At 66.6% G+C, this 15,299-nt stretch carries 15 protein-coding genes and 1 tRNA gene; 12 read left to right on the top strand and 4 right to left on the bottom strand.

Annotated elements, in window-relative coordinates; translation table 11 throughout:
- Positions 1–48 precede the first annotated feature (48 nt).
- Positions 49–984: a quinone oxidoreductase family protein gene (locus F6W70_RS09525; protein ID WP_151486688.1), complete on the top strand. Its 936-nt coding sequence runs from the start codon at positions 49–51 to the stop codon at positions 982–984.
- 1 nt (position 985) lies between these two features.
- Here the strand turns inward: F6W70_RS09525 and F6W70_RS09520 are convergent, their stop codons facing one another.
- A complete protein-coding gene (locus tag F6W70_RS09520) occupies positions 986–1,633 on the bottom strand; it encodes a hypothetical protein (protein ID WP_256934339.1) in 648 nt (215 codons plus the stop codon).
- Positions 1,634–1,826: 193 nt separating this feature from the next.
- On the opposite strand from F6W70_RS09520, the gene leuA reads away from it, so the two are divergent.
- Entirely contained in the window at positions 1,827–3,581 is a 1,755-nt protein-coding gene (leuA, locus tag F6W70_RS09515; protein ID WP_127482268.1) for a 2-isopropylmalate synthase, read from the top strand.
- A 149-nt stretch (positions 3,582–3,730) separates the two neighbouring features.
- Here the strand turns inward: leuA and F6W70_RS09510 are convergent, their stop codons facing one another.
- Positions 3,731–4,429: a trimeric intracellular cation channel family protein gene (locus tag F6W70_RS09510; protein WP_055869141.1), complete on the bottom strand. Its 699-nt coding sequence runs from the start codon at positions 4,427–4,429 to the stop codon at positions 3,731–3,733.
- Between the two features lie 34 nt (positions 4,430–4,463).
- Between F6W70_RS09510 and recO the strand changes: the two genes are divergently transcribed.
- Positions 4,464–5,207, top strand: coding sequence for a DNA repair protein RecO (gene recO, locus F6W70_RS09505; RefSeq protein WP_055867697.1), 744 nt, complete (start codon positions 4,464–4,466; stop codon positions 5,205–5,207).
- On the top strand, positions 5,204–6,007 hold the full coding sequence (locus F6W70_RS09500) for an isoprenyl transferase (protein ID WP_055867699.1): 804 nt from the start codon (positions 5,204–5,206) through the stop codon (positions 6,005–6,007). The genes recO and F6W70_RS09500 overlap by 4 nt, the downstream gene beginning before the upstream one ends.
- Here the strand turns inward: F6W70_RS09500 and F6W70_RS09495 are convergent.
- A complete protein-coding gene (locus tag F6W70_RS09495) occupies positions 5,947–6,558 on the bottom strand; it encodes a P-loop NTPase family protein (RefSeq protein WP_151486474.1) in 612 nt (203 codons plus the stop codon). The two genes, F6W70_RS09500 and F6W70_RS09495, sit on opposite strands and share 61 nt — an antisense overlap.
- 120 nt (positions 6,559–6,678) lie before the next feature.
- Here F6W70_RS09495 and F6W70_RS09490 point away from each other — a divergent pair, with 120 nt between their 5' ends.
- From F6W70_RS09490 to F6W70_RS09480, 3 genes are all read left to right on the top strand, one after another.
- On the top strand, positions 6,679–7,782 hold the full coding sequence (locus tag F6W70_RS09490) for a DUF262 domain-containing protein (protein WP_151486473.1): 1,104 nt from the start codon (positions 6,679–6,681) through the stop codon (positions 7,780–7,782).
- A gap of 66 nt (positions 7,783–7,848) precedes the next feature.
- Positions 7,849–8,616, top strand: coding sequence for a hypothetical protein (locus F6W70_RS09485; RefSeq protein WP_170287875.1), 768 nt, complete (start codon positions 7,849–7,851; stop codon positions 8,614–8,616).
- Positions 8,617–8,672: 56 nt separating this feature from the next.
- Positions 8,673–9,359: a DsbA family oxidoreductase gene (locus tag F6W70_RS09480; protein WP_055867703.1), complete on the top strand. Its 687-nt coding sequence runs from the start codon at positions 8,673–8,675 to the stop codon at positions 9,357–9,359.
- On the opposite strand, the gene F6W70_RS09475 is transcribed toward F6W70_RS09480, so the two are convergent.
- Positions 9,356–9,850 carry a glutathione peroxidase gene (locus F6W70_RS09475; RefSeq protein WP_017830381.1) on the bottom strand — a complete coding sequence of 165 codons (495 nt, stop codon included), beginning with the start codon at positions 9,848–9,850 and terminating at the stop codon, positions 9,356–9,358. The two genes, F6W70_RS09480 and F6W70_RS09475, sit on opposite strands and share 4 nt — an antisense overlap.
- A gap of 60 nt (positions 9,851–9,910) precedes the next feature.
- Between F6W70_RS09475 and dusB the strand changes: the two genes are divergently transcribed.
- The 5 genes from dusB to F6W70_RS09450 all read left to right on the top strand — a co-directional run bounded on the left by dusB (position 9,911) and on the right by F6W70_RS09450 (position 15,282).
- Positions 9,911–11,065, top strand: a complete 1,155-nt coding sequence (dusB, locus tag F6W70_RS09470) for a tRNA dihydrouridine synthase DusB (RefSeq protein WP_151486471.1) — start codon at positions 9,911–9,913, stop codon at positions 11,063–11,065.
- Positions 11,055–12,440 (top strand): deoxyguanosinetriphosphate triphosphohydrolase, encoded by a 1,386-nt coding sequence (locus tag F6W70_RS09465; protein ID WP_055867706.1) that lies wholly within the window; start codon positions 11,055–11,057, stop codon positions 12,438–12,440. The genes dusB and F6W70_RS09465 overlap by 11 nt, the downstream gene beginning before the upstream one ends.
- Positions 12,440–14,299: a DNA primase gene (dnaG, locus tag F6W70_RS09460; RefSeq protein ID WP_055867709.1), complete on the top strand. Its 1,860-nt coding sequence runs from the start codon at positions 12,440–12,442 to the stop codon at positions 14,297–14,299. Before F6W70_RS09465 ends, dnaG begins: the two co-directional genes overlap by 1 nt.
- 36 nt (positions 14,300–14,335) lie before the next feature.
- Positions 14,336–15,109, top strand: coding sequence for an ATP-binding cassette domain-containing protein (locus F6W70_RS09455; protein ID WP_017830385.1), 774 nt, complete (start codon positions 14,336–14,338; stop codon positions 15,107–15,109).
- 97 nt (positions 15,110–15,206) lie between these two features.
- Positions 15,207–15,282 (top strand) — tRNA-Asn (locus tag F6W70_RS09450).
- Positions 15,283–15,299 lie beyond the last annotated feature (17 nt).

Below are 15,299 nucleotides of genomic sequence, written 5' to 3'. Positions count from 1 at the left end.
CTCGAGCTCTCGGGGTGATGCTCGACACGTCCTCGCGAAGGGATGATGATGGCTTGGCGATGGCTGGCGACGGCGTGGGGCCCTCCTGAGACGTGGGAGTTCGTCGAACACGACGTCCCTGCTCCCGAAACGGGCGAGGTCACGATCCGTGTCCTCGCCGCGGGGGTGAATCCCGCAGACGCGAAGCATGTGGCTGCCGCCCGCCCGGGCGCCGAACTGCCCGTCCCGATCGGGTACGAGATCTCGGGGGAGGTCTCGGCGATCGGCGCGGACACCCGGATCGGTTCGGGCGCCGTCGACATCGGTGACGAGGTCATCGCCTTCCGCGTGCGCGGCGGCTACGCGACAGAGATCACCGTACCCGCCGAGAAGGTGTTCGCGAAGCCGTCGACTCTCACGCATCCTGAGGCGGCGAACCTGCTGCTAGTCGGCACGACCGCCGCGGAGATGCTCGCCGTCACCGGTGCGGCGCCGGGGGAGACGATCCTTCTCCATGGCGCTTCCGGCGCTGTCGGGATGAGCGTGTTGCAGCAGGCGCGCCTCCGCGGCATCCGCGTCATCGGAACGGCGAGCGAGACCCGCTTCGACGAGGTACGACGGTTCGGGGGCATTCCGGTGGAGTACGGGCCCGGGCTCGCTGATCGCGTGCGCGATCTGGCAGGCGATCTGATCGCCGCGGCGCTGGATGCGGTGGGGACGACCGAGGCTGTCGACGTGTCCCTCGAGCTCGTCCGAGACCGTCGGCGGATCGTCACGATCGCCGCTGCCGGTAGAGCCGCGACCGACGGCATCACGTTCATCGCGGGTTCGATGCCCGAAAGCGCCCGCTTCCGCGACGAGGTACGCAGCGAGCTGATCGCCCTGGCGCAGAACGGCGATCTCGTCGTCCCCGTAGCCCGCGCCTTTGCCCTGGGCGAGGCACCCGTGGCGCATCGGCTTCTCGCCACCGGGCATCCCGGCGGCAAGCTCGCGCTGGTCCCGTAGATCAGTCGATCTCGCGGAGCGCGGAGGCCACGATCACGACGTCGTCACCGTACTCCGCATCGACGGCATCCTGCATGCTCCCGTCATCCCACACGACACTCAGCCAGACGTACCCGCGATCGGTGCGGAGAGCGAGTGCCTCCTCGCCGAGACGTGCGGAGATGTCGTCCTGGATCCGGGTGAGCTCATCGCTCGGCGTCGCGCCGTCGACCCCGCCTGTCGGATCCTCCGGGGCGATCGGGTCGTACAGCGCGAGCATGATGGGCGCGTCGGTGTTGGTGAGTCGCTCGCCGTCGAAGGTCGCATACACCGCATATGCGCCCCAGGTGGTCTCCCCGCTGGACTCGCTTCCCTCCACGCCCTCCCAGGACCAGTCGTCGAGAGGGACTCCGCTGCACTGCGGAGGGTACGACTCCCTGATCGCGCCCATGCACAGCTGCACGTCGCCTGCCACGTCCAGCACCGTGCCCACCCCGATGACGCGCCCGTCAGGGAGATCGGGGCGGACGTTCTCTAGGCGCTGGTCGGAGGGCACTGTCGTGCTCGTAGGGGCCGCGGAGCTTCCGGGGCCCGACGTGCACGCGCTCAGGAACAGGAGGCCGACGGCTGAGGCCGCGGCGATGGCCAGACGACGCTGAGATGTGCTCATACCGGCAAGTGTCGACACCGTCCGGATCGTCTCACACTCGTCGAAACCGCGATGGCATCCCTGCTACCATGACCTCATGCCTTTCGGCGGTCTGCTTCTTCTTAGCTGCCGCGACGAGTCCTAAAGCTAGGGCCTTCCTCGTCGCGGCGCTTGTGTTGGCCCGTTCATCTTGACGAAGAGAAGAAGCCCCATCATGCAGAACACTCAGCGCCCGTCCGCGATGCCGATCCACAAGTACCGGCCGTTCCACGAGCAGATCAACGTCCACCTGCCTGACCGCACTTGGCCCGACGCCCGCATCACCGAGGCGCCCCGTTGGTGCGCGGTCGACCTCCGCGACGGCAACCAGGCCCTGATCGACCCGATGTCGCCCGAGCGCAAGCGCGTGATGTTCGAGCTGCTCGTCAGCATGGGGTACAAGGAGATCGAGGTCGGCTTCCCCTCGGCGAGCCAGACGGACTTCGATTTCGTCCGCCAGCTCATCGAAGAGAACCTGATCCCGGACGACGTCACGATCCAGGTGCTGACCCAGGCTCGTGAGCACCTCATCGCCCGCACCTACGAGTCGATCGCCGGCGCGAAGCAGGCCATCGTGCACCTCTACAACTCCACGAGCGTGCTGCAGCGCGAAGTCGTGTTCCGCACCGACAAGCAGGGCATCATCGACATCGCGCTCGAGGGCGCACGCCTGTGTCGTCAGTTCGAGAAGACCATTCCCGACACGAAGGTCTACTACGAGTACTCGCCAGAGAGCTACACCGGCACCGAGCTCGAGTTCGCCGTCGACATCTGCAACCAGGTGATCGAGGTCTTCGAGCCCACCCCCGACCGCAAGGTCATCATCAACCTGCCGGCGACCGTCGAGATGGCCTCGCCCAACGTCTACGCCGACTCGATCGAGTGGATGAGCCGCCACCTCGCGCATCGCGAGAACGTGATCCTGTCGCTGCACCCGCACAACGACCGCGGTACCGCGATCGCTGCCGCTGAGCTCGGCTACATGGCCGGTGCCGATCGCATCGAGGGCTGCCTGTTCGGCAACGGAGAGCGCACGGGCAACGTCGACATCGTCGCGTTGGGCATCAACCTGTTCACCCAGGGCATCGACCCGCAGATCGACTTCAGCGACATCGACCAGGTCAAGCGCACGGTCGAGTACTGCAACCAGCTGCCGGTGCCCGAGCGCAGCCCGTGGGCGGGCGACCTGGTCTTCACCGCGTTCAGCGGATCGCACCAGGACGCGATCAAGAAGGGCTTCGAGGCCATGGCGGTTCGTGCGGAGGCCGAGGGGGTCACGGTCGACGACATCGAGTGGGCGGTGCCGTACCTGCCCATCGATCCGAAGGATCTGGGGCGTTCGTACGAGGCCGTCATCCGCGTCAACTCGCAGTCCGGCAAGGGCGGCGTCGCCTACCTGCTGAAGGCCGACCACGCCATCGACCTGCCCCGCAAGCTGCAGATCGAGTTCTCCGGTGTCGTACAGGCGAAGACCGATGCCGAGGGCGGCGAGGTCACGAGCGACCAGATCTGGTCGATCTTCAACGACGAGTATCTGCCCGCCGCCGACACCGCGGCCAAGTGGGGACGCTTCGAACTGCTCGCGACGCAGACCCGCAGCGACATGTCCGGCGACGTCGTGCTCGACGTCGTGCTGCGCGACGACGACCAGCAGGTGTCTGTCACCGGCAACGGCAACGGTCCGGTCGCTGCCTTCGTCGAGGTGCTGCGCGCACAGGGCTTCGACATCACGGTGTACGACTACGTCGAGCACGCTCTCAGCGCCGGCGGTGACGCGCAGGCCGCGGCCTACGTCGAACTGCAGGTCGGTGACCAGCGTCTGTGGGGCGTCGGCATCGACGGCGACATCTCGACGGCGTCGCTCAAGGCGATCGTGTCGGGAGTGAACCGCTCGATCCGCACGCGTCAGCAGGAGCTCGCGGCGGTCTGATCGTCCACGCACAGGCGGCGGCCGGAATCCCCTGCGGATCCCGGCCGCCGTCGCCTGCATCTGCGCTGACGGTCGTCCGCGCAGGGCACGTCGGCGCGTGCGGTCTCCTCGTCGTCACGGCGTGAGCCGGGCTCGGGATGCCGCCCGCGTCAGAGGTCGATGCCGGGCTTGACGATCGCGATGGCACCCGTCTCGGCGGCGACCTTGCGACGGTAGATCCGCCGCTGCTCCGGCAGGGAGACGTCGAAGGTCACGGCGAGGACCCGGATGACAGCGGTGACCGCGATGCCGACGACCGCGGCGAGTGTGATCGGCATCCCCAGCGCCACGGCGATCACGATGAACGTGCACCCCGCGCCGGCGGCCACAGCGTAGAGCGAGCCGACGTGCATGATCGCGGTCGGCAAGCCCATCAGCATGTCGCGGAGCACGCTGCCGCCGACGGCGGCGCAGACGCCGATGAAGACGGCCGGCACCTCGGGGATGCCGAATGCGAGGGCCTTGCTCGTCCCGAAAGCGCCGAACATGCCGATCACCACGGCATCGAGCACGACGATCGCCGTGTTCAGGCGGGTGAAGAGGCCGGACAGCAGCATCCCGAGGAGCGCGGCGCCGCCTGCTGTCACCAGATACCACTGGTTCTGGAGCGTCGCGGGCGTCTGTCCGAGCAGGATGTCGCGGATCAGACCTCCGCCCATGCCGATCATGATGCCGATGATGGCGACACCCAGCCAATCGAGCCGACGCTGGCCCTGGAACCCCGATGCGAACATCGCGCCCTGGACCCCGCCGAGGCCGACGCCGAGCAGGTCCGCCCACAGCGGAATGGTGAAGAGCGGTTCGGTCACGCGTCCATTCTCGCGCACGGAGGATAATCGAAGGGTGCCCACCTATCGAGACGAAGCGGTGATCCTGCGCACCCACAAACTCGGTGAGGCGGATCGCATCGTCACGATGCTCTCGCGACGCCACGGCAAGGTCAGGGCGGTGGCCAAGGGCGTGCGCCGGACGTCGTCGAAATTCGGTGCCAGGCTCGAGCCGTTCATGGTGGCCGACGTGCAGCTCTACCAGGGCCGCTCCCTCGATATCGTGCAGCAGGCCGAGTCGCTCGGCTCCTACGGAACGGACATCGCCGCGCACTACGACCGCTTCACCGCGGCGAACGCCATGGTCGAGACCGCCGATCGCCTGAGCGACGCGGAGGCGACTCCCGACCAGTACCTGCTCCTCGTGGGTGGACTGCGGGCGCTATCGCGCGGTGAGCACGTCGCCCGGAGCATCCTCGATTCGTACCTCCTGCGGGTCATGTCGCTGTCTGGGTGGGCGCCCTCGCTCGACGAGTGCGCACGGTGCGGCACACCAGGGCCGCACTCGCGGTTCGTCGCGCAGCTGGGCGGCGTGGTGTGCCAGAACTGTGCCCCCGCCGGCAGCCCGCGCGTCGCCGAGAAGACACTGGGCCTGCTCCGATCTCTCATCGCGGGGGAGTGGGACGTGATCGACGCCGCTCCGCACGCCGACACCGCCGCTGCGTCCGGACTCGTCTCCGCCTACGCCCAATGGCACCTGGAGCGCGGCATCCGCTCGCTCGCCCACGTGTCCGACATCACTTCAGGAGGAGAACGGTGAGCCCGAAGCCGTACACGCACAAAGACGCCGTGGCCTATCGCCCGCTGGACTGGACGGGCGTCTATCCGCCCGCGTTCCGCGCCGTACCCGCTCACGTCGCGATCGTGATGGACGGGAACGGACGCTGGGCCAACCGCCAGGGACTCACTCGCATCGAAGGACACAAAGCGGGCGAGGAGGTGCTGCTCGACGTAGTCGCCGGCGCGATACAGGCGGGAGTGAAGCACCTCTCGGTCTATGCCTTCTCCACCGAGAACTGGGCGCGCTCTCCGGAAGAGGTCCGCTTCCTCATGGGCTACAACCGCGATGTGCTGCATCGCCGTCGTGACCAGCTCAACGAATGGGGCGTGCGCATCCGCTGGGCCGGCCGCAAGCCCCGGCTGTGGGGGAGCGTCATCAAGGAGCTGCAGTACGCCGAGCAGCTGACCCGCGACAACGACGTGCTCACCCTCACGATGTGTGTGAACTACGGCGGCAGGGTCGAGCTCGTCGATGCGATGCGGGCCATCGCCGAAGACGTCGCCGCCGGGCGGGTGAAGCCCAAGGCGATCAGCGAGAAGATGATCCGTCGGAACCTCTACGTGCCCGACATGCCGGACGTCGATCTGTTCCTGCGCAGCTCGGGGGAGCAGCGCACCTCGAACTTCCTGCTGTGGGAGTCGGCATACGCCGAGATGGTGTTCCTCGACACGCTCTGGCCCGACTTCTCACGTGAGGAACTGTGGCGGGCGATCGGCGTCTACCTCGCCCGGGACCGCCGCTTCGGCGGCGCGATCGACACTCCTGACGCGTCGGCCTGAGACCGCAGCCATCGCTCCGTCTCCCGCGGATGCCGCAGCCGCACGACGGTGAGGTGCGGGAAGCGCTCCTGCATCTCCGGGAAGCGCTCGTCCCATTTGTGCAGTGTCGCCCTCTGCCACGCCAGGATGTTCTCCTCGGGATCGCGGTTGAGGAGGTTCCACGGTCCCTTCTCGCGGTTGCCGTTCCAGAGCTCTCGCCGCAGGACGCCTCGGGCCAGGGTGCGCCGCACCAGACGGCCGCGCACCACACGGTAGGGGTAGTCGAGCCAGAGCGCGAGCTGGGCGCGCGGTGCGAGGATCGCGTCGGTGCCCTTGCTCGTGTACTGCCATTCGGTGACCCATCGATCTTCGGCGGCGAAGGCGCGCACGTCGTCGAGGAACTCGGCCCTCGGAGTCCAGTTCGCCCCGTGGAACAGGCCGTCGATCTCGATGTGACGAAGGTCCCACATCTCCGAGATGCGACCTGCCAGTGTGGTCTTCCCCGACCCGGACACCCCTGCCACCAGCACCCTCTTCGGGCGGAAGGGGAGCCGGTCGTCCACGAAGAGCATCCGAGAATCCTATCCGCCTCATGCCGCTATGCTCACTCGGGCGGCAATACTTGCGGATGAGCTGCGAGCGTAGCAGCTCAATCTCGTCGGCTGAGTCCATTCTTTCAATATGATCGACTCATGACCGAGCCGCTCCAGATCATGAAGACCGCTTTTTCGGTGCTTGACTTCCTCGAGTGGCAGCGGCAGGGGACGCTCGATCTACGGCCTTTCTATCAGCGTCGAGCAGTCTGGAATCCTAGGGTGAAGAGTCTCTTGATGGACTCCATCCTCAAGGGGTACCCGCTACCGCTGATTTTTATTCATCGAAGGCTCGACATACACACATCGAAAAATGTTCGACAGGTAGTGGACGGGCAACAACGTTTGCGGACGATCTTGTCGTTCGTCGACCCCGACTGCCTCGATGACCGAGACGAGTGGGATGATTTCCGAATTCAGAGAACTCACAACCGTGAGTATGCTGGTATGTCGTTTGCTGATCTTCCGGAAGACGCCCGAACAACAATCTTGCAGACGTCTCTCTCGGTGAATGTGCTTCCCAGCGATATTCCTGATGTTACCGTTCTGCAAATCTTTCAGCGGATGAATACGACAGGGTTGAAGCTAAAAGATCAAGAGGTGCGAAACGGAACCTTTTTTGGTGAGTTCAAGGATGTCGCCTATGCTCTCGCCTACGAACAGAATCAACGCTGGGTCCGTTGGGGGCTTTTTGATCGTCAAGATATCGGACAGATGGCCGAGGTTGAGTTCACGAGCGATCTGCTTGGTGCCCTTATAAGGGGTGTCAGCGGGAGAAGCGCGGCGCAGATCACTAAGCTCTATCGAGAAAACGACGATGATTTTCACCAGAAGGACTCAGTTAGCGCCGATTTTCGGAGTATTTTCGACAGCCTCGCTGACGTCTATGATGAACGTCTGGGCGTACGTCTGCCCGACAGGTTCAGGTCTGCAGCCTGGTTCTACCCTGTTTTTGCGACGGTTGCCGGTCTTTCCGATGAGGGTGCCGACCCGAGAAATGACTACACGCAAGGCCTCCCGCCGTCGCTGAATGCTTCAAGAGTCACTGACATGGAAGTTCTGGCGACCGCACTACTTGAGGTTGATCGGCTGATTGCCGTGCGAGGGGGCCTCCCAGATGATCTCTCTGAAGGTTTGCGCCGCCAGACAACTCACAAGGCCAGTCGCCTGCAACGGATCAGGCTTCTTAGATCGGTGATGTAGAGCGTGAGTGACGGCCAAGCACTTGCCGCAAGCCTGCTCGTGTCGTTGAACGCTCTCCGAGCGTCCGTGACTGACGCGGAGCAGGCGACCGCCCGCGCGAGCCTCCTCTCGTCGACGCGGGACGACGTTGTCGAACTTGCGTTGGTGCGGGCTATGGGTTTGTTCGAAGAGTTTCTCGGAGATCTGTTCCTTCTTGGTTTACAGGGGCATCTCGGGGCCGAGATCGTTGCGTCATATCTGGTTGGTTCCCGTGAAGAGGCGACTCTCATGGTTGGCGGAGCGGATGTCGCGGGTGAGAGCTGGTACTTGAGCTGGTTGCCATATCAGGCGAAGACGCTGGTGCGCGCAAAGCGGCTCTTCGAGCACGGGCAACCGTTCACCCGTCTCGCTTATCATGGCGCGGATGCTTCGACGCTGCGCGATCTGACGATCGTGCGTAATCGCGTTGCCCACGACAGCCCGAGTGCGCGAAACAAGTTCCGAGAGCTATCCACTGCGAGGGGGTACCCCAGTGCCAGGGCCGCGGACTTCCTCACAAGTATCCGCGGCAGCGACACGGAGATCCTGCTCGCGCTCACACGACTCGGTGCAATCGCGAACGGTCTTGCGGAACCGAGTGAAATTGGCTCGCGGGCGCACCTGTCCCCTGAGGAGCCGTTCCGCTTTGACGCGATCGCGCCGCCTGGTGAGTATGAGTGCCAGCGCGGTTCTCATGAGCGTAGCTCGACAGAGTACTCAAGGCTGGGTAATTGTGACCTGTGCCCGCGGCCCTCCGGCTGCCCGCACTGCGGACAAGTGGACAAGGTGCCGACCCTGTGGAATCGAGTCGGCTGACCGCCGGTCCCCGCAGCCGAGGAATAGCTCATAGGCGCATGCGGTTGGATGAAAGTGTGACTGAACCCATCTCCATCGACATCTGGTCCGACATCGCCTGCCCCTGGTGCTACATCGGCAAGCGCAACCTCGAGAAGGGTCTCGAAGCGGTCGCGGCCGATGAGGATGCGCCGCAGGTCAACATCACCTTCCATTCGTTCGAGCTCTCGCCCGACACTCCCGTCGACTTCGACGGTGACGAGGTCGACTTCCTCGCCGGGCACAAGGGCATGCCGCGCGAGCAGGTCGAGCAAATGCTGTCGAACGTGACCGGCGTGGCCGCGAACGCGGGGCTCGAGTACCGCTTCGATCTGCTGCAGCACACCAACACGGTGAAGGCACACGAGCTGCTGCACTTCGCGAAGGCCGAGGGGCGTCAGCACGAGATGGAGGAGCGGCTCATGTCCGCCTACTTCACCGAGGGCAAGCACGTCGGGCGCATCGACGACCTCGTCGACCTCGCGGTCGAGGTCGGCCTCGACGCCGATCGAGCACGTGCGGCGCTCGAGAGCGAAGAGTTCCTTCCGGCCGTTCGCCAGGACCAGGCTCAGGCTCGCGCCTACGGCATCCAGGGCGTGCCGTTCTTCGTCGTCGACGGCCAGTACGGCATCAGCGGCGCCCAGCCGCCCGCCGCATTCGAGAACGTCCTTCGCGACCTCTGGTCGAAGCGCGGAGAGAGCGAGACGGAGACCGCAGCGGTCTAGCGGGTCAGAGCCGCTTCGATCGCGCTGACGATCTCGGGGGCGTCCGGCTTCTGCTTCGGGCGGAAGCGCAGGACGTCCCCGTCCGGCAGCACGAGGAACTTCTCGAAGTTCCACTCCACCCGGCCGGCCTTGCCACCGGCGTCCGGGGTCTCCTTGAGCGCCTTGTAGAGCTCCGCGGCGTTCTTCCCGTTCACCTTGACCTTGTCGTTGACCGGGAACGTGACGCCGTAGGTCGTCGAGCAGAACTCGAGGATGTCGTCCACCGAGCCGGGCTCCTGGCCGAAGAACTGGTTGCACGGGAAGCCGACGACCGTGAACCCGCGGTCGCCGTACAGACGCTGCAGCTCCTCGAGCTGCTCGTACTGGGGCGTGAGGCCGCACTTGGAGGCGACGTTCACGACCAGCACCACGTCGGCGCCGAGATCGTCGAGGGTCTTCTCCTCGCCCTTCGCGTCGGTGAACGGGATCGTGCGGAGCGCGGAATCGGTCATACTTCACAGCTTAGATCGCAGCATCCCTCGTGGCTCTGCGTCTGGGAGAATGGAGGGGACATGACTCTCGCCACCGCCCCCGCCCGCCCCCTTCGCATCGGTCCGATCTATCTCGACGTGCCGGTCGTCCTCGCCCCCATGGCGGGGATCACCAACACCGCCTTCCGGCGTCTGTGCCGTGAGTACGGCGCCGGGCTCTATGTGAGCGAGATGATCACCTCGCGTGCCCTGGTCGAGCGCAACGAGACCACGATGCGGCTGATCCGCCATCACGAGTCGGAGACGCCGCGGTCGATCCAGCTCTACGGCGTCGACCCGAAGACCATCGCCGAGGCGGTGCGCATCATCGTGGCCGAGGATCACGCTGACCACATCGACCTCAACTTCGGGTGCCCGGTGCCGAAGGTCACCCGCCGCGGCGGGGGAGCGGCGCTGCCCTGGAAATCGAAGCTGTTCGCCGACATCGTCGACCAGGCCGTCAAGGCCGCAGGTGACGTGCCGCTCACGGTGAAGATGCGCAAGGGCATCGACCGCGATCACCTGACGTTCCTCGACGCCGGGCGCGCGGCCGAAGATGCCGGTGCGGCTGCGGTCGCCCTCCACGCCCGCACCGCGAGCGAGTTCTACTCCGGCTTCGCCGACTGGAATGCCATCGGCGAGCTCAAGCAGGCCGTCACGAGCATTCCTGTGCTGGGCAACGGCGACATCTGGTCGGCCGACGACGCGGTGCGCATGATGGCCCAGACCGACTGCGACGGCGTCGTGGTCGGACGCGGCTGCCTCGGACGCCCGTGGCTGTTCGGCGAGCTGGCGACGGCTTTCGGCGGCGAGGGCAAGACCGTCGATGCCACGCTCGGATTCGTCGCGAACGCCTTCCGGCGTCACGCAGAGCTTCTCGTCGAGTTCTTCGAGGATGAGGACCGCGGGTGCCGCGACGTGCGCAAGCACGTGTCCTGGTACTTCAAGGGGTATCCGGTCGGCGGCGACATCCGCACGGGGCTCGCCACCGCGTCCAGCCTCGCGGAGATCGACGACTTCCTCGGGCGCCTCGACCACACCGCGCCGTACCCGGGCGCGGATGCCGAGGGCCAGCGCGGTCGGTCAGGTCACCCCAAGCGCACGGCGCTGCCCGACAAGTGGTTGGAGTCTCGGGAGCTCGCATCGTCGGCCTCCGAGATGATGCGTGGAGCGGAGATCGAGAACAGTGGTGGTTGATCCCCAGGTCGGCCTGCGCGCCGACGGCTATGACGCGCGCGACGCCGAGCGCTTCTTCGCTGAGACCCACCGTTCCGAGCGCAACGACTTCGCCCGCGACCGCGCGCGGGTGCTGCATTCCGCAGCGCTGCGCCGGCTCGCCGCGAAGACGCAGGTACTCAGCCCCGCCAGCACAGCCGACTTTGCGCGCAACCGCCTGACGCATTCCCTGGAGGTCGCACAGGTCGGGCGTGAGCTCGCGGTCGCCCTCGGCGTCTCGGCCGATGTCGTCGACACCGCGTGCCTCAGCCACGACCTGGGCCACCCTCCCTTCGGCCACAACGGCGAGCGGGCGCTCAACGAATGGGCCGAGCCCATCGGAGGGTTCGAGGGGAACGCGCAGTCCTTGCGCATCCTCTCCCGACTCGAGGCGAAGGTCCTCGACGACGATGACCGCTCGGTCGGGCTGAACCTCACCCGCGCCAGTCTCGACGCCACGTGCAAGTACCCGTGGACGGTCGACAGCCCAGTTCCGGACCCGGGTGGTCGCCTGAAGTTCGGCGTGTACCCCGAGGACGAGGCGGTCTTCCGCTGGATGCGCGAGGGGGCACCGGGGCGTCTGCGCTGCATCGAGGCCGAGATCATGGACCTCTCCGACGACATCGCCTACTCGGTCCACGACTTCGAGGATGCGATCGTCAACGGTTACGTCGACGTCGCCCAGCTCGCCGATCCGCGCCAGCACGATGCCCTCGTCGGACGCATCCAGCAGTGGGTGGGCTACGACTTCACGCGCGACGAGCTCGCCGATGCTCTGTACCGCCTGGCATCGCAGCCGATGTGGCTGTCGTCGTTCGACCGCTCCCGTCAGGCACTCGCCCGACTCAAGAACCTGACGAGCGACCTGATCGGACGTTTCGCCCGTGCCTCGGTCTCCGCCACGAAGGAGGCGTACGGCTCGACCGCCCTGGTGCGCTACAACGCCCACGTCGTCGTGCCACGCGTGATCGAGGTGGAGATCGCGGTCCTCAAGGGCATCATGGGCCAGGCGATCGTCACGATCGAAGCCCGCAAGGGCGTCTACAAGGAGCAGCGACGCGTGCTCAAGCGGCTCGCCGACGCCCTCTGGTCGACCGACGCGCTGTGGTCCGCCGGCTCCGATGTGCTCGAGCCTGCATTCGCGGCCGACTTCGTCGCCGCGCAGAACGACGCCGAGCGCGCCAGGGTCGTGGTGGATCAGATCGCGAGCCTCACCGACCAGAGCGCGATCGACTGGCACAACCGGCTCGTCGGCGAGATCGATCCGGCCGAGGTCGGGATCTGGACTCCGCGTCACCCCCGTCCGGGCGCGCAGGCGCACGCCGAGCGGCTGCCCGTGGTCGAAGGGGCGCACTGATGCCGCGGATCCTGCAGGCCGACGTCGACGAGGTGAAGGCGCGGACGAACATCGCCGACATCATCGGTGAGCGTGTGGCTCTCAGATCGGCCGGGGTCGGATCCCTCAAGGGACTGTGTCCCTTCCACGACGAGAAGAGCCCGAGCTTCCATGTGCGCCAGCAGGTGGGGTACTACCACTGCTTCGGCTGCGGGGAATCCGGCGACGTCTACTCGTTCCTGCGGGAGATGGACCACGTCAGCTTCACCGAGGCCGTGGAGCGTCTCGCCGGGCGTATCGGATACACGCTGCATTACGAAGACGGGGGAGCGGCTCCCGAGACCAGCGGTCGCAGCCGTCTGTACGCTGCCAACACCGCGGCGGCGGAGTTCTTCCGTGCGCAACTGCTCACCCCCGATGCCGAGGCCGGGCGTCGCTTCCTGGGCGAGCGCGGGTTCGATGCTGGTGCTGCCGCGCATTTCGGAGTCGGTTTCGCCCCGCGCGGGTGGGACGGGATGCTCAAGGCCCTCACCGCGCAGGGATTCACGCGTGAGGAACTCAGCAACGCCGGTCTCGTCTCGACGGGGCAGCGCGGCGTGTACGACCGCTTCCGCGGGCGGCTGGTGTGGCCGATCCGGGACGTGTCGGGACAGACCATCGGTTTCGGCGCGCGCAAACTGTTCGACGACGACCAGGGGCCGAAGTACCTGAACACCCCCGAGACGCCGATCTACAAGAAGGCGCAGGTGCTCTACGGGCTCGACCTCGCCAAGCGCGACATCGCTCGCGGGGATCCTCGCCGTGTCGTCGTGGTTGAGGGATACACCGATGTGATGGCCTGCCACCTCGCGGGTCTCACGACCGCGATCGCCACCTGCGGCACGGCGTTCGGCACCGAGCACATCAAGGTCCTGCGCCGGGTGATGGGCGACGACAACGCCTCGGGCGAGGTCGTCTTCACCTTCGACGGAGACGAAGCGGGACAGAAGGCGGCCCTGCGTGCATTCACGGAGGACGACAGGTTCAACGCGCAGACTTTCGTCGCCGTCGCCCCTGACGGCATGGATCCGTGCGACCTGCGACTCCAGCGCGGAGATGCGGCCGTGCGCGGGCTGATGGACGCGAAGCAGCCGATGTTCGAGTTCGCGATCGACCGCAAGCTCGGCGGCTTCGACCTCTCCACCGTCGAAGGGCGGGTCGGCGCGCTGCGTGCGGCCGCGCCCATCGTGGCCGAGATCCGCGACCAGCTTCTTCGCCCGGGATACGAGCGGGTGCTGGCGCGCCGGCTCGGGATGGATCCCACTGAGGTGCGCAGCGAGGTCGAACGCGCGGCACGCGGCGCGTCGACTCCGCAGCAGGTGCGTCGGGAGGCTCCGCTGACGGATGCGGTGACGGGCGCTCCGGTCGTCGCTCCGGTCACTCTGTCGAGCCTGCCGCGCAGCCCCGACGTCGCCGTCGAACGCGACGCGCTGATGGGCGCCCTGCAGTACGGCCATCAGGTCGATCAGGCCCTCCTCAACAGGGCGTTGGAGGCGCCGTTCCGGACCCCCGGTCTCGACGCCGTGCGCGAGGCCGTCGCCGCCGCCCCCGACCGCACCAGAGCCGGGTGGGTGACCGAGGCGGTGAACAGCGTCCGTGAGCCCTACCGTTCGCTCGCGGGGGAGCTGCTGATGACGCCGTTCCCCGCCCGCGACGAAGAGCGAGCCGTCGCCACCGTGGCCGACCTCACCCGTCGACTCGTGCTCCGTCAGCTCGAGCGCGAGAAGCAAGAGCTCCTCGGTGCGGTGCAGCGAGTGCCCGCGGATTCCGACGGAGGCCGCGCGCTGCGGATGCGGTTGCGCGACATCGATGCGGAGCGTCAGCGCTTCGCCGAGTCGTAACCCCGACCGGCATCGCGCAGAGGGCAGGATGGAGTCATGTCCCGCAGGCCCGAATCCACGAACGCGATCGATTGCTCTGATCTGGTGATCGACCGCATCGGCCACGGGATGCCGACGCGTGCCGTCGACGGCGTCACCTTCTCGCTCGCGCCCGGCGGTCTGATCTGCGTCGCTGGGCCCACCGGCTCCGGCAAGTCGACGCTGGTCGCCGCCCTCGCCGGCTCCACCGATCCCTCGGTCAAGGTCGTCGGAGGGAGGGCCCAGGTGTGCGGCGTCGATGTGCGCCGGCCTGGCCGCAAGCACCGGATCCTCACCTATCGCACCGGATTCGTACCGCAGGGGGCGGGCGCCGACCTGCCGCCGCGGCTCACCGTGAACGAGGTGATCGCGGAGCCGATCCTCATCCGCGAGCGTCGGGTGAACACGAAGGCGCTCTCGATCCGTGTGGCGACGCTGTTGGACGAGCTGCACCTGCCCCTCGGCACGGCGGCGAAGTTCCCCTATGAGCTCAGTGCCGGCATGCGTCAGCGTGTGGCGATCGCCCGCTCCTTCGTCCTGGAGCCGAAGGTGCTCATCGCCGACGAGGTGCTCGCGAACCTCGACCTCGAGGTGCGGCCGGTCGTCTTCGATGCGATCACCCGTCGCCGCAAGGAGCAGTCGATGGCCGCTCTCCTGGTGACCAACGACGCCGACTTCATCCGCGAGCTGAATGCCGAGACTTTGATGCTCCGCAGTGGGCACGTGGTCGCCCGTGGCGTGGGCAAGGATCTGCTCTGGGTGCCGAACGCGGAGTCGGATTCGCGGCACTGAGTCCGACACGCCCGGCATCCCCGAACGGCGCCTCGGTGTCGTGAACACCTCCCGGAGTTTGCTAAGCTTGTCGAGTTGCCCGCTCAGCGGTGCACATTCCTCGGTAGCTCAATTGGCAGAGCAGCCGGCTGTTAACCGGCAGGTTCTTGGTTCGAGTCCAAGCCGGGGAGCCAACGAGAGAAGCCCCCTC

Origin of the sequence: Microbacterium maritypicum (assembly GCF_008868125.1) — a bacterium.
Classification (GTDB): Bacteria; Actinomycetota; Actinomycetes; order Actinomycetales; family Microbacteriaceae; genus Microbacterium; species Microbacterium maritypicum.
The sequence above is the reverse complement of the archived record's forward strand: the minus strand, read 5'-3'. Positions and strand labels throughout refer to the sequence as shown.

What these genes read in the sequence shown, in the direction of transcription:
- F6W70_RS09525 (WP_151486688.1), top strand. Translation starts at nt 49, where the DNA reads ATGGCTTGGCGATGGCTGGCGACGGCGTGGGGCCCTCCTGAGACGTGG.
- F6W70_RS09520 (WP_256934339.1), bottom strand. Translation starts at nt 1,633, where the DNA reads ATGAGCACATCTCAGCGTCGTCTGGCCATCGCCGCGGCCTCAGCCGTC.
- leuA (WP_127482268.1), top strand. Translation starts at nt 1,827, where the DNA reads ATGCAGAACACTCAGCGCCCGTCCGCGATGCCGATCCACAAGTACCGG.
- F6W70_RS09495 (WP_151486474.1), bottom strand. Translation starts at nt 6,558, where the DNA reads ATGCTCTTCGTGGACGACCGGCTCCCCTTCCGCCCGAAGAGGGTGCTG.
- F6W70_RS09490 (WP_151486473.1), top strand. Translation starts at nt 6,679, where the DNA reads ATGACCGAGCCGCTCCAGATCATGAAGACCGCTTTTTCGGTGCTTGAC.
- F6W70_RS09475 (WP_017830381.1), bottom strand. Translation starts at nt 9,850, where the DNA reads ATGACCGATTCCGCGCTCCGCACGATCCCGTTCACCGACGCGAAGGGC.
- dusB (WP_151486471.1), top strand. Translation starts at nt 9,911, where the DNA reads ATGACTCTCGCCACCGCCCCCGCCCGCCCCCTTCGCATCGGTCCGATC.
- dnaG (WP_055867709.1), top strand. Translation starts at nt 12,440, where the DNA reads ATGCCGCGGATCCTGCAGGCCGACGTCGACGAGGTGAAGGCGCGGACG.
- F6W70_RS09455 (WP_017830385.1), top strand. Translation starts at nt 14,336, where the DNA reads ATGTCCCGCAGGCCCGAATCCACGAACGCGATCGATTGCTCTGATCTG.